The organism is Polynucleobacter sp. MWH-UH2A (genome assembly GCF_018687195.1).
Classification (GTDB): Bacteria; Pseudomonadota; Gammaproteobacteria; order Burkholderiales; family Burkholderiaceae; genus Polynucleobacter.
Genome location: NZ_CP061321.1, coordinates 928357 through 941259 on the forward strand (window position 1 = coordinate 928357; position 12903 = coordinate 941259).

The 12903-nt window shown below is 44.9% G+C and carries 11 protein-coding genes; 10 read left to right on the forward strand and 1 reads right to left on the reverse strand.

Annotated features, from left to right (window positions below; genetic code table 11):
* Window positions 1-26 precede the first annotated feature (26 nt).
* From nuoG to IC571_RS04955, 10 genes are all read left to right on the forward strand, one after another.
* Complete coding sequence (gene nuoG / locus IC571_RS04910; RefSeq protein WP_215317686.1) at window positions 27-2339, forward strand: NADH-quinone oxidoreductase subunit NuoG; 2313 nt, start codon at window positions 27-29, stop codon at window positions 2337-2339.
* Window positions 2340-2347: 8 nt separating this feature from the next.
* A complete protein-coding gene (gene nuoH / locus IC571_RS04915) occupies window positions 2348-3421 on the forward strand; it encodes an NADH-quinone oxidoreductase subunit NuoH (RefSeq protein WP_215317687.1) in 1074 nt (357 codons plus the stop codon).
* Between the two features lie 11 nt (window positions 3422-3432).
* Window positions 3433-3924, forward strand: coding sequence for an NADH-quinone oxidoreductase subunit NuoI (gene nuoI, locus IC571_RS04920; RefSeq protein ID WP_215317688.1), 492 nt, complete (start codon window positions 3433-3435; stop codon window positions 3922-3924).
* Window positions 3925-3945: 21 nt separating this feature from the next.
* Window positions 3946-4593, forward strand: coding sequence for an NADH-quinone oxidoreductase subunit J (locus tag IC571_RS04925; protein WP_215317689.1), 648 nt, complete (start codon window positions 3946-3948; stop codon window positions 4591-4593).
* On the forward strand, window positions 4590-4898 hold the full coding sequence (gene nuoK, locus IC571_RS04930) for an NADH-quinone oxidoreductase subunit NuoK (protein ID WP_114638655.1): 309 nt from the start codon (window positions 4590-4592) through the stop codon (window positions 4896-4898). Before IC571_RS04925 ends, nuoK begins: the two co-directional genes overlap by 4 nt.
* A gap of 2 nt (window positions 4899-4900) precedes the next feature.
* Entirely contained in the window at window positions 4901-6955 is a 2055-nt protein-coding gene (gene nuoL / locus IC571_RS04935) for an NADH-quinone oxidoreductase subunit L (RefSeq protein WP_215317690.1), read from the forward strand.
* 24 nt (window positions 6956-6979) lie between these two features.
* Window positions 6980-8446 carry an NADH-quinone oxidoreductase subunit M gene (locus IC571_RS04940; RefSeq protein WP_215317691.1) on the forward strand — a complete coding sequence of 489 codons (1467 nt, stop codon included), beginning with the start codon at window positions 6980-6982 and terminating at the stop codon, window positions 8444-8446.
* Between the two features lie 10 nt (window positions 8447-8456).
* Window positions 8457-9956, forward strand: a complete 1500-nt coding sequence (nuoN, locus tag IC571_RS04945) for an NADH-quinone oxidoreductase subunit NuoN (protein ID WP_215317692.1) — start codon at window positions 8457-8459, stop codon at window positions 9954-9956.
* A 159-nt stretch (window positions 9957-10115) separates the two neighbouring features.
* A complete protein-coding gene (locus tag IC571_RS04950; protein WP_215317693.1) occupies window positions 10116-10715 on the forward strand; it encodes an NUDIX domain-containing protein in 600 nt (199 codons plus the stop codon).
* A gap of 76 nt (window positions 10716-10791) precedes the next feature.
* Complete coding sequence (locus tag IC571_RS04955) at window positions 10792-11280, forward strand: DUF1178 family protein (RefSeq protein ID WP_215317694.1); 489 nt, start codon at window positions 10792-10794, stop codon at window positions 11278-11280.
* An 85-nt stretch (window positions 11281-11365) separates the two neighbouring features.
* Here the strand turns inward: IC571_RS04955 and IC571_RS04960 are convergent, their stop codons facing one another.
* Window positions 11366-12886 carry a CoA-acylating methylmalonate-semialdehyde dehydrogenase gene (locus IC571_RS04960; RefSeq protein ID WP_215317695.1) on the reverse strand — a complete coding sequence of 507 codons (1521 nt, stop codon included), beginning with the start codon at window positions 12884-12886 and terminating at the stop codon, window positions 11366-11368.
* Window positions 12887-12903 lie beyond the last annotated feature (17 nt).

A 12903-nucleotide genomic window follows, 5' to 3' on the forward strand; every position in this document is an offset into this window, starting at 1 on the left:
TGAGTACGGGACACCTAAAAGTGAGCATGGTTGAAATCGAATTAGATGGTAAGACGGTAGAAGTTCCGCAAGGTTCGATGGTGATGCACGCCGCGAGCAAGTTGGGAACATACGTGCCGCATTTCTGCTATCACAAGAAGTTATCAATTGCCGCTAACTGCCGTATGTGTTTAGTGGAAGTTGAAAAAGCACCAAAACCACTGCCTGCTTGTGCAACACCAGTGACTCAAGGCATGAAGGTATTCACGCACTCTGCCAAAGCAGTTGAAGCACAGCGCTCAGTGATGGAATTCTTGCTGATCAATCATCCATTGGATTGCCCAATTTGCGACCAGGGTGGTGAGTGTCAATTACAGGATTTAGCAGTAGGTTACGGTAAATCCACCTCACGCTATGAAGAAGAAAAGCGTGTGGTCTTTCATAAGAATGTAGGTCCATTGATCTCCATGCAGGAGATGAGCCGTTGTATTCACTGTACACGTTGTGTTCGTTTTGGTCAGGAAGTTGCTGGTGTTATGGAGCTTGGCATGATCAATCGTGGTGAGCATTCAGAGATCACAACTTTTGTTGGTCAAACCGTGGATTCAGAGCTTTCTGGAAACATGATTGATTTGTGTCCAGTTGGTGCGTTAACAAGCAAGCCGTTCCGTTATGAAGCTCGTACTTGGGAGTTGGGACGCAAGCGTTCAGTAAGTCCGCATGATAGTCTTGGCGCTAACACAACAGTTCAAACAAAAAATAACAAAGTGATGCGCGTGGTTGCTCTAGAAAATGAAGCAATCAATGAATGCTGGATTAGTGATCGCGATCGCTTTGCATATGAAGGCCTCAATAGCGCTGATCGAGTGACAACGCCAATGGTCAAGCAGGGCGGTCAGTGGCTTGAAACGGATTGGCAGTCTGCATTAGATTATGTAGCCCACTCATTGAAGACTATTTCCTCGGAAAGCGGTGCTGAATCGATTGGTGCATTAGCTCATCCTATTTCAAGCACAGAAGAGTTGCATCTCTTACAAAAGATAGTTCGCGGTTTAGTCTCCAATCAAGTTGAAACCCGTTTATGCCAAACCAATGTTGCTGGTGCAGCATCAGCGCCTTGGTTGGGTATGCCTGTGGCCAAGTTAAGTGAACTAGATCGTGCGCTCATTATTGGAAGCTTCTTGCGCAAAGACCAGCCCGTTATTGCTGCTCGTTTACGCACAGCTGCTAAGCGCGGTCTTCAAGTTTCACGTATTGATGCTGGCGGTGATGATTGGTTAATTCCTGCTACTAATATTGCTACCGCTCCAAGCGCTTGGTTAAACGCATTGGCAGAGGTGGCGCAAGCTGTTGCAAAAGCGAAGTCTGCCTCCGTTCCAGCTGGCACTCCTACTGTAATAATTTCAGCGGCAGCACAAAAAATGGCTGATAGCTTATTGTCAGGCACTAGTACTGCTGTGCTCATTGGCTCTGCTGCCATTGCTCATCCACATGCATCTGATCTCCATGTGCTGGCGCAATTTATTGCTGCACAAACTGGTGCTACTCTAGGTTTCTTGCCTGTAGGTGGTAATGCTGTTGGCGCTTCTTTAGTCAATGCGAATGGTGCTGGTGTGGGGTCTGTATTGTCAGGCGACCGCCGTGCAGTGCTACTGATGAATATTGAGCCAAATTCTGATTTGCCAAATCCAGAGCAGGCTCGCGCTGCTTTGTCTAAAGCAAATACAGTGATTGCATTAACTCCGTTTAAGTCTGAGGGCTTAATGGAGGTTGCTGATGTCATTTTGCCAATCACACCATTTACTGAGACAGTTTCCACATTTGTAAATGTCGAAGGTAGAGCGCAAACTATTCAGCCTTCTGTAAAACCATTGGGTGATTCACGTCCAGCATGGAAAGTATTGCGAGTGCTTGGCGGTTTATTGGGTCTCGAAGGATTCCTTTATAACTTGCCAGAAGAAGTGACGGGTGAGGCATTAGGCGATAACTATTGCACACGCTTGAGCAACCAAAGTTCTAGTAATTCAATTTCTGCAGGCGTACAACAATCCTCTGGGTTGGAGCGTTTGGCTGATATCAATATTTACGCTGGCGATCTCATTGTTCGTCGCGCATCAGCTTTGCAACTCACTAGGGATGCAAAACGCGGCAATCAAGTTGGTTTAGGTCAAAAGCTATTTACAGACCTTGGTCTTAAAGAGGGTGATGCAGTGCGTGTCGCGCAGGGAAGTCATTCTGTGGATATGCCGGCAACACTAGAGGTGAATTTAGCGGCAAATACCGTTCGAGTTTCAGCGGGAACGGCTGCAAGTGCAAAATTGGGATCCATGTTTGGTCCTATCACTGTGACTAAGGCATAAGGAACGAGATGGAAAATTTCTTAAACCTCGTTACTACTCAAGGCGAAGCAATTTTTGGGTCTTTATGGCCATTGGTTTGGGCTTTGGTTCGAATTGTGATTATTGTTTTGCCAATGTTCGGATGCGTTGCTTATTTAACTTTGTGGGAACGCAAATTAATTGGCTGGATGCATATTCGTCTTGGGCCAAATCGAGTTGGTCCTCTAGGTTTATTACAACCAATCGCTGACGCATTAAAGCTGTTGATGAAGGAGATTATTTCTCCTGCGCAGGCCAGTATGGTTTTATATTTCATTGCACCGGTAATGGTGATTGCTCCAGCATTTGCTGCTTGGGCAGTGATTCCATTCCAGGCGAAGATGATGTTGGCCGATGTCAATGCAGGTCTCCTATACATCATGGCTATTTCATCAATTGGTGTTTATGGCGTCATCTTGGCTGGTTGGTCATCCAACTCTAAGTACCCATTTCTCGGTGCAATGCGTGCATCAGCGCAAATGATTTCTTATGAAATTGCGATGGGCTTTGCATTGGTTACTGTATTGCTGACATCCGGCTCTTTAAATTTGAGCGCGATTGTGGAGTCTCAAGAGCAAGGCTACTTTGCTCAAATGGGTCTTAACTTCTTGTCGTGGAATTGGTTGCCATTGTTGCCGATGTTCTTGATCTACTTTATTTCTGGCGTAGCTGAAACAAACCGTCATCCATTTGACGTGGTTGAGGGAGAGTCAGAGATTGTTGCAGGCCATATGGTTGAATACTCTGGCATGTCATTTGCCATGTTCTTCTTGGCTGAATATGCCAACATGATTTTGATTGCTGCGGTTGCCTCAATCATGTTCTTGGGTGGATGGCTGCCGATTGTTGATTTGCCCATATTGCGTGACATTCCAGGATTCTTCTGGTTATTTGGCAAAACGTTCTTCTTGTTATCTTGCGTTATTTGGTTGCGCGCGACATTACCACGTTATCGCTATGATCAAATTATGCGTTTGGGCTGGAAGATCTTCATTCCGATCTCAGTATTCTGGGTGGTGGTTATCGGCGCATGGGTGGTATCCCCATGGAATATTTGGAAATAAGTTGATCAATCATGTTTAAGAAAATTTCCCAATTCCTCGATAGCTTGATGTTGAAAGACATCTTGACTGGTATGTCGATTACCGGTCGTTATCTCTTTAAACCCAAAATCACGGTCCAATACCCTGATGAAAAGACGCCATTGTCTAATCGCTTTCGCGGTTTACATGCATTGCGTCGTTATGAAAACGGTGAAGAGCGTTGCATTGGTTGCAAGCTCTGTGAAGCAGTATGTCCAGCCTATGCTATTACCATCGAAACAGCAGAGCGCGATGATGGTACCCGTCGCACAACTCGTTATGACATAGATTTAACCAAGTGTATTTTCTGTGGATTCTGTGAAGAAGCTTGTCCAGTAGACGCTATTGTTGAAACCAATATTTTTGAATATTTTGGCGATAAGCGCGGCGATTTGTACTTCACAAAAGAAATGCTTTTGGCTGTAGGCGATAAGTATGAAAAAGATATTGCCGCTAACCGCGCTATTGATGCGCCTTATCGTTAATCGAGTCGAGCAAAAGAAACTATGACATTCGATCCATCTACTTTATTTGCCATGTTCTTTTATGGCTTCGCTGGTTTGCTAGTGATTTCGGCATTGCGCGTGATTACTGCTCGCAATCCTGTTCATGCAGCCTTATTTTTGGTTCTTGCATTTTTCTGTGCCTCTGGAATCTGGATGCTACTCAAGGCTGAATTTTTGAGTTTGGCTTTGATCTTGGTTTATGTTGGCGCTGTCATGGTGCTGTTCCTCTTTGTGGTGATGATGTTGGATCTTGATCTTGAGCACTTACGTCGCGATTTCAAGAAATTCCTACCAATTGCATTCTTGATGGGTGCTGTCATTGTCCTAGAGCTTTCCATTGTCATTATTCGAAGCTTTATTGGCACCAATGCACCGGTTCAGTTAATGCCTGAAGAGGCTATGGCAAGCAATACACAAGCCTTAGGCATGCTTATTTTTGGTGACTATGTCTATGCATTTGAGGTTGCTGGGGTGATTTTGCTGGTAGCTATCATTGCTGCGGTAGCTCTTACATTGCGTAACCGTAAAGACTCCAAATCACAAAACATTCATGAACAGGTCAATGTCGTTGCGGCTGATCGAATGAGAATTGTCAAAATGGATGCGGAAATGAATGCCAAGCAAGATGCTAGAGGGGAGAAGAAATGACTATCACCCTTGCTCACTACTTAGTGCTCAGCGCTATTCTATTTGCTACCAGCGTAATTGGTATTTTCTTGAATCGTAAAAATGTCATCGTTTTATTGATGGCCATTGAATTGATGCTTCTCTCGGTCAATATGAATTTTGTTGCCTTCTCTCATTATTTGGGGGATATGGCTGGCCAGGTATTCGTATTCTTTATTTTGACTGTGGCTGCTGCTGAAGCGGCGATCGGCTTGGCAATCTTAGTAGTGCTCTTCCGTAAGGTAGACACGATTAATGCCGAAGATCTTGACCACCTAAAGGGCTAGTCATGCAATTGACCTTAACTATTCCTGTTCTCTGCGCAATTCCATTGGCGCCATTGTTTGGCTCCATGATTGCTGGTTTCTTTGGCACTAAATTGGGCGGTAACCGAATTGGTCATGGTGCCTGCCAGTTTGTGACTATTTTGGGTGTAGCGATTGCATTTGCTTTGTCATGCAATGTATTGGCCCAAGTGATGGATGGCTTCTACTTCAACGGCACTGTTTATCACTGGATGCAGTTGGGTGAACTCAATTTGGATATTGGCTTTTTGATTGATCCATTGACTGCAACCATGATGTGCGTGGTGACCTTTGTGTCACTGATGGTGCATATTTATACGATTGGTTACATGCATGGCGAAGAAGGGTACAACCGTTTCTTCTCCTATATCTCCTTGTTCACTTTTGCCATGTTGATGTTGGTGATGAGCAATAACTTATTGCAACTCTTCTTCGGTTGGGAAGCAGTGGGTGTCGTTTCCTATTTATTGATTGGTTTTTACTTTGAACGTCAATCAGCCGTGTTTGCCAATATGAAAGCTTTCTTGGTGAATCGCGTTGGTGACTTCGGATTTATCTTGGGCATTGGCTTATTGCTGGCGAGCACAGGCTCCATGCAATATGACGTCATTTTTTCTCAAAATACGGCATTAGCAGCACAGACTCTGCCTGGCACTAGCTGGAATCTATTGACTGTTGCCTGTATCTGTTTGTTCATTGGTGCAATGGGCAAATCAGCACAATTTCCATTACATGTTTGGTTGCCTGACTCGATGGAAGGTCCAACACCAATTTCTGCTTTGATTCACGCGGCAACCATGGTTACAGCCGGCATCTTTATGGTGTCACGTATGTCTCCATTGTTTGAGCTTTCAGATGTTGCTCTGAGCTTCATCTTGGTAATTGGTTCTATCACGGCGCTGTTTATGGGGTTCTTAGGAATCGTGCAAAACGATATCAAGCGCGTTGTTGCGTATTCCACGCTTTCGCAGTTGGGTTACATGACAGTTGCGCTTGGCGTTTCTGCTTATCCGGTAGCGATATTTCATTTGATGACGCATGCGTTCTTCAAGGCCTTATTATTCCTTGCTGCAGGTAGTGTGATTTTGGGCATGCACCATGAGCAGGACATGCGCAAAATGGGTGGCTTGTGGAAATACATGCCTATTACATGCCTCATGATGCTAGTTGGTAACTTGGCTTTGATTGGTACGCCGTTTTTCTCGGGCTTTTATTCAAAAGACTCGATTATTGAAGCGGTCGCGGCAAGCCATATTCCTGGATCAGGCTTTGCTTACTTCGCGGTAATGGCGAGCGTATTCGTTACAGCTTTATATTCATTCCGTCTCTATTTCTGGGTGTTCCATGGTAAGGCTCGTTGGGGGCATGCAGATTCTCATGATCACCATCATGACCATGCGGAGCAGGGCGACGATCACACTCATCATGGTTTGGCGCCTGGCCAGAAACCACATGAGTCACCATTGGTTGTCACTTTGCCATTAATTCTATTGGCTATCCCATCAGTGATTATTGGTTTCTACACCATCACTCCATTGTTGTTTGGCACTTATTTTGGCGACTCCATCTTTATTGATTTAGCTCGTCACCCTGTAATGAAAGAGCTTACTGAAGAGTTCCATGGTCCAGTTGCCATGGCAATTCATGCTTTTACATCGCCTGTATTGGGCTTGGTTGTGCTGGGTGTACTGGCTGCTGCAATTGGCTATTTGTGGGCTCCTAGCTTGCCTACTAAGTTTGCTCAGACATTTGCGCCGATCAAAAAGCTATTTGATAACAAGTACTACTTAGATGATTTCAATCAAGCGGTATTTGCTAAGGGACTCATTTGGATTGGCGGGATTCTTTGGCATCGTGGTGATCAAAAAGTCATTGATGGCTTCTTGGTAAACGGCAGCGCACACACAGTAGGGCGCTTTGCTGGAGTTATTCGTCATCTGCAATCCGGTTATGTATATCACTATGCTTTCGCAATGATTGCGGGCTTAGCGGTATTACTAGCCTGGGTTTTGTATGCTTACCTGCCTTTTGTTCGCTAGGCCTTTGTTATTTAAGTAGCCAATATGATTCTTTCTTACGCCATCTGGACCCCAATTATTTTTGGACTCATTATTTTGTTTTATGGGTCTGAAAAGCCATCAGCTGGAGTGCGTTGGTTAGCGCTCGTTGGCTCTATCATCGGATTTATTGCAACCCTACCATTGGTTATCAATTTTGATATTGCTAATCCTGGCATGCAGTTTGTGGAAAAGATTAGCTGGATACCGCGCTACGACATCAATTATTACCTCGGTATTGATGGTATTTCAGTATGGTTCATCGTATTGACCGCTTTCATCAACATTTTTGTTGTGATCGCCGCTTGGGAAGTTATTGATACCAAAGTTTCACAATACATGGCATCGTTCATGATTCTCTCTGGACTGATGATTGGAGTATTTGCTGCTTTAGATGCGCTGCTGTTCTATGTATTTTTTGAGGCAACGTTGATTCCGATGTACATCATCATTGGTGTATGGGGTGGTCACAACCGCATTTATGCCGCATTCAAGTTCTTCTTGTATACGCTGTTAGGTTCCTTGTTGACCTTGGTTGCGATGTTGTATCTCTATAACGTCACAAATACCTTTGATATTTTGGCTTGGCAAAATGCGCGCCTAGATATTGTTGAGCAAATTTTGTTATTTGCCGCATTCTTTATGGCCTTTGCTGTCAAAGTTCCAATGTGGCCTTTGCACACTTGGTTGCCAGATGTTCACGTAGAGGCTCCAACTGGCGGTTCTGTAGTTTTGGCGGCCATTATGTTGAAGCTTGGCGCATATGGATTCTTACGTTTCTCATTGCCGATTGCACCAGACGCAAGTCAGTACTTAGGCCCATTTGTCATTTTCTTGTCACTAGTCGCAGTTATCTATGTTGGTGCAGTAGCGCTGGTGCAAAAGGACATGAAAAAACTCGTTGCGTATTCTTCAGTTGCGCATATGGGCTTTGTTACTCTTGGCTTCTTCCTCTTTAGTCCTCTGGGCATTGAGGGTGGCATCGTGCAAATGATTTCGCATGGCTTTGTAGCTGGAGCGATGTTCCTATCTATCGGAGTTCTCTACGATCGCATGCATACCCGTCAAATCGCTGATTACGGTGGTGTTGTGCATCGTATGCCAGCATTTACTGCATTTGCTGTTCTCATGGCAATGGCGAATTGCGGATTGCCAGCCACCTCTGGTTTCGTTGGTGAATTTATGGTGATTTTGGCTGCCGTGGATTATGACTTTGTGATCGGTATTCTCGCAGCAACAGCATTGATCTTAGGCGCCGCTTATTCCTTGTGGATGGTGAAGCGCGTATTCTTTGGTGCCATTCATAATGCGCACGTTGAAGAGTTGAAAGATCTCAATGCTCGCGAATATTTCATGATGACTGTATTAACGGTCTGCGTTATTGGCATGGGTGTTTATCCAAAGCCGTTTACAGACATCATTCATCCAGCCGTAATTAATCTGCTGCAGCACGTTGCTGTTAGCAAACTCTGAGTAAAAGCAAATGCAAGCATTCGACCTATACGCCGTCCTGCCTGAACTGGTTCTACTACTTGCTACTTGCGTATTGCTGGTAGCTAGCGTTTTTGTACGTGAAAAAGTGAAGTCTGTACCAGGCGTGGAGCAAGATATATTTCATACGCCACGTGGCGTAGGCTTTGTCTACTTTTTCTCATTAATCCTTTTGGCTTATCTCTTTTTGGCTTTCATCGGCCGCTTGAGTGATGTTTCCTTGGTGGCAATGAATGGATTATTCCAATCTGACTCACTATCTAACTTGCTCAAGGCTTGTTCATGCGGAGCAGTGTTTGTAAGCTTGATTTACTCAAAACAATATCTATCAGATCGCGCTTTATTCCGTCCTGACTTTATTGTTCTGATCTTATTGGCTTTGTTAGGTCAGTTTGTTTTAATTTCCGGCGCAAATTTACTAACTCTCTATCTCGGTTTAGAGTTGATGGCTTTGCCAATGTATGCATTGGTGGCAATGCGTCACAGCAGTGAGAAGAGTGTAGAAGCGGGCATCAAGTATTTCATCTTGGGCGCTCTTGCTTCTGGGTTCTTGTTATACGGTATGTCTATGCTCTATGGTGTAACTGGTTCTTTGGATCTTATTGAGATCTTTAAAACAGTTGCAGACCCACGCGTTAATCACTTAGTAATGGCATTTGGTTTAGTCTTTATCGTTGCTGGTCTGGCATTCAAGCTGGGTGTAGTGCCATTTCATATGTGGGTTCCTGATGTATATCAAGGTGCACCAACAGCGGTTACGCTAATGATTGCCGCAGCACCTAAGTTGGCCGCTTTTGCATTGCTATTCAGACTATTGGTAAATACCTTGTTGCCATTAATGGGCGACTGGCAGCCTATGTTGGTTCTCTTGGCGATTCTTTCATTAGTTGTGGGCAACGTGACAGCCATCGCACAAACCAATGTGAAGCGCATGTTAGCTTATTCAGCAATTGCGCAAATGGGATTTGTCTTGCTTGGTATGTTGTCTGTATTTGACGATCATGCATTTAGCGCATCGATGTTTTATGCGATTACTTATGTTTTAACTACATTGGGTACCTTCGGTCTCCTGATGGTGTTATCTCGTAAAGGGTATGACTGCGAAACATTGGAAGGCCTCAAGGGATTAAATAAGAAGCATCCATGGTTTGCCTTTATTGGCTTGGTCATGATGTTCTCATTAGCAGGTATTCCACCAACTGTTGGCTTTGCAGCTAAATTGGGTGTACTAGAGGCATTAGTTGATGCAGAACATACTTTCTTAGCGATTATTGCTGTAATCGCTTCCCTGATTGGCGCTTTCTACTACCTCAGAGTCGTTAAGGTAATGTACTTTGATGAGCCGGCTCATGAGCACAGCGTTTCTGGTTCTGGTTTCGCTAAAGGGGTATTAAGTCTCAATGCGATTTTAGTGCTTGCTATAGGCATGGTTCCAGCAACTCTGATGAGTATTTGTCTGGATGCAATGCGTCGCACCTTGCTTGGCTCATAATGCATGTTGCATTGATCAATAAAGGCTCCTGAGGGGGCCTTTATTATTTGCAATTCGTTACCATTAATCCAACATAATCGCGACATAGAGTCTTGCTATGCTGTGATGATGAAATGTATTAATACTGATCACTTGGACTATACGATTTAGCAAAACGAGATGACTGAAAAAACATTTGAGGATTTGCCTGGCGGTGATGCGCATTTGCGTGAAGATCGCATTAATGGAGAAGATGTTTATGGCGGCATCTTTTTAAATATGAAGCGTGATCAAGTGCGTCTGCCTGATGGCAATACTGCATTGCGAGAGTATCTAACGCATCCTGGTGCAGTAGCAGTTGTCGCAATATTGGATGACGGCAGAATATTGCTAGAGCGCCAATATCGTTATCCCATTGCAAAAGCTTGTATTGAGATCCCCGCTGGAAAGCTAGAACCAAGTGAAGGCCATCTCTTGTGTGCACAACGTGAGCTGGAGGAAGAGACGGGTTATACCGCTAAGAAATGGAGCTATATAAGACGTATTCATCCGGTAATTTCCTATTCCACGGAGCTGATTGATATTTATCTTGCGGAAGATTTGGTGCCGGGTAAAAGTCGTTTAGATGATGAAGAGTTCTTGGATGTGTTTGCGGCACCTTTAGAGCAGTTGCTTGGATGGGTTGAGTCAGGCGAGATAACAGATGTAAAAACCACCATTTCTGCATACTGGCTGGACCGCTATCGCCGGGGACTGGTTCAGGCTCAAGTGCTTTCATAGGGTATTAATAGGGTCATCTCGAATCCTATTAAAATAGGGGTATTGAATTTGGCACTTTTGTCCCCATTTAGCTCTTATGAAAGTCTACAACCTAGCTTGCCCCCTAGATCATCGTTTTGAAGGATGGTTTGCCTCGGAAGAGGATTGTCTTGCTCAGCAAGACAAGTGTATGCTCGCCTGCCCTGTATGTGATAGCACTGAAATTACCCGCATGCCTTCAGCCCCGCATATTGCTAAATCTTCTTCTGTAGTAGTTGCTAATTCTGAAGATATAAAGCCTGATTCTGGGGCGGGTGAAGTCGTTGCCTTAACTGGTAATGACCATTCTCAACTTGAAGCTCAGGTTCAGGCGGCCTTCTTAAAAGGCATGCGAGAGCTGATGGGTAAATCAGAGGATGTTGGTACAGCATTTGCCGAAGAAGCCAGAAAGATTCATTACAAGGAGGCTCCTGAGCGAAGTATTCGTGGGCAAACCACCTTGGATGAAGCTGAGTCCTTGAGGGAAGAGGGAATTGAGGTCATGGCTGTGCCGATTATTCCTGCTTTTAAAAATACTCTGCAGTAATTGCATCTGTTTCCGAAAGAAAATGGCGATCCGTAGATCGCCATTTTTTATTGCCCTTCGCTTCTATGGTTAGAAGCGAAGCCTGTTATTTAGAGGTTGGCATTACAAACTCGGCGCCCTTGGCAATACTTTCAGGCCAACGCTGCATCACGCTCTTTTGCTTGGTATAGAAGCGAACACCTTCTTTGCCATAAGCATGCATGTCGCCAAAGAGGGATTTCTTCCAGCCACCAAAGCCGTGCCATGCCATTGGAACTGGAATAGGTACGTTGATACCAACCATGCCAACTTGTACACGACGTGCAAATTCACGGGCGATATTGCCATCACTGGTAAAGCAGGCAACACCATTGCCGAATTCGCATGAGTTAACTAGATTCAGGGCTTCTGTAAAGTTAGCTACGCGTAAGCAGGAGAGTACTGGTCCAAAGATTTCTTCGAGATAGATTTTCATATCTGGGGTGACATTGTCAAACAAGGTTCCACCCAAGAAAAAGCCGCTTTCATTGCCAGGAACCTTGAAGCCACGGCCATCTACCAATAGTTTTGCACCAGAAGCTACGCCACTTTCAATATAGCCAGTAATACGCTCAAGAGCCGCCTTGGTAACGATAGGACCCATCTCAGCATCAAGTTCCATGCCATTTTTGACCTTCAGCGTTTTGGTCCGCTCAATCAATTTCGGCATGATTTTTTCAGCAACATCACCTACCAATACAGCTACCGAAATCGCCATGCAGCGTTCACCAGCAGAACCGTAGGCTGCACCAACTAAGGCATCAATTGCTTTATCAATATCCGCATCAGGCATGATGACCATATGGTTCTTTGCGCCACCAAGTGCTTGGGAACGTTTACCAAAATGAGCGCAGCGCTCATAGATGTAGTTTGCAATTGGAGTGGATCCAACAAAGCTAATTGCCTTCACATCTGGGTTCTCGATCAAAGCATCAACTGCTTCTTTATCGCCCTGAACCACATTGAATACGCCATCTGGTAAGCCTGCTTCTTTAAGTAGCTTAGCCATAAAGAGCGATGCAGATGGATCAGTTGGGCTGGGTTTGAGGATGAAGGTGTTGCCGCATGCGATTGCCATTGGGAACATCCACATGGGAACCATGACAGGGAAGTTAAATGGAGTGATGCCAGCAACAACACCCAATGGTTGGCGCATTACCCAGTTATCAATATCAGTCGAAACTTGTTCGGTGTAGTCGCCTTTAAGGAGCTCGGGAATGCCTGTTGCGAATTCGAGGATTTCAATGCCGCGCGTCACTTCACCTTGAGCATCGGTAAATACTTTGCCATGCTCAGCAGTAATCATTGCTGCCAATTCATCACGGTTTGCGTTGAGTAGTTCGAGGTACTTGAAAAGGATGCGTGCGCGTCTGAGAGGGCTTGTTTGGCTCCAACTTTCGAATGCCTTTTGCGCTACGGCTACTGCAGCATCCACTTCTTTGCGGCTGGCTAAAGCAACTTTGCGAGCAACGGCTCCTTTGGCGGGGTTGTAGACATCTGCAAAACGACCGTCTTTTGGGTTAACGACGGAGCCGCCTACATAGTGGCCAATATCTTCTTTTGATTCAAAGGCTTGCGGTGCATTCATAGTGATTTTTAGTAATT

What these genes read in the sequence shown, in the direction of transcription:
- nuoG (WP_215317686.1), top strand. Translation starts at nt 27, where the DNA reads ATGGTTGAAATCGAATTAGATGGTAAGACGGTAGAAGTTCCGCAAGGT.
- nuoH (WP_215317687.1), top strand. Translation starts at nt 2,348, where the DNA reads ATGGAAAATTTCTTAAACCTCGTTACTACTCAAGGCGAAGCAATTTTT.
- nuoI (WP_215317688.1), top strand. Translation starts at nt 3,433, where the DNA reads ATGTTTAAGAAAATTTCCCAATTCCTCGATAGCTTGATGTTGAAAGAC.
- IC571_RS04925 (WP_215317689.1), top strand. Translation starts at nt 3,946, where the DNA reads ATGACATTCGATCCATCTACTTTATTTGCCATGTTCTTTTATGGCTTC.
- nuoK (WP_114638655.1), top strand. Translation starts at nt 4,590, where the DNA reads ATGACTATCACCCTTGCTCACTACTTAGTGCTCAGCGCTATTCTATTT.
- nuoL (WP_215317690.1), top strand. Translation starts at nt 4,901, where the DNA reads ATGCAATTGACCTTAACTATTCCTGTTCTCTGCGCAATTCCATTGGCG.
- IC571_RS04940 (WP_215317691.1), top strand. Translation starts at nt 6,980, where the DNA reads ATGATTCTTTCTTACGCCATCTGGACCCCAATTATTTTTGGACTCATT.
- nuoN (WP_215317692.1), top strand. Translation starts at nt 8,457, where the DNA reads ATGCAAGCATTCGACCTATACGCCGTCCTGCCTGAACTGGTTCTACTA.
- IC571_RS04950 (WP_215317693.1), top strand. Translation starts at nt 10,116, where the DNA reads ATGACTGAAAAAACATTTGAGGATTTGCCTGGCGGTGATGCGCATTTG.
- IC571_RS04955 (WP_215317694.1), top strand. Translation starts at nt 10,792, where the DNA reads ATGAAAGTCTACAACCTAGCTTGCCCCCTAGATCATCGTTTTGAAGGA.
- IC571_RS04960 (WP_215317695.1), bottom strand. Translation starts at nt 12,886, where the DNA reads ATGAATGCACCGCAAGCCTTTGAATCAAAAGAAGATATTGGCCACTAT.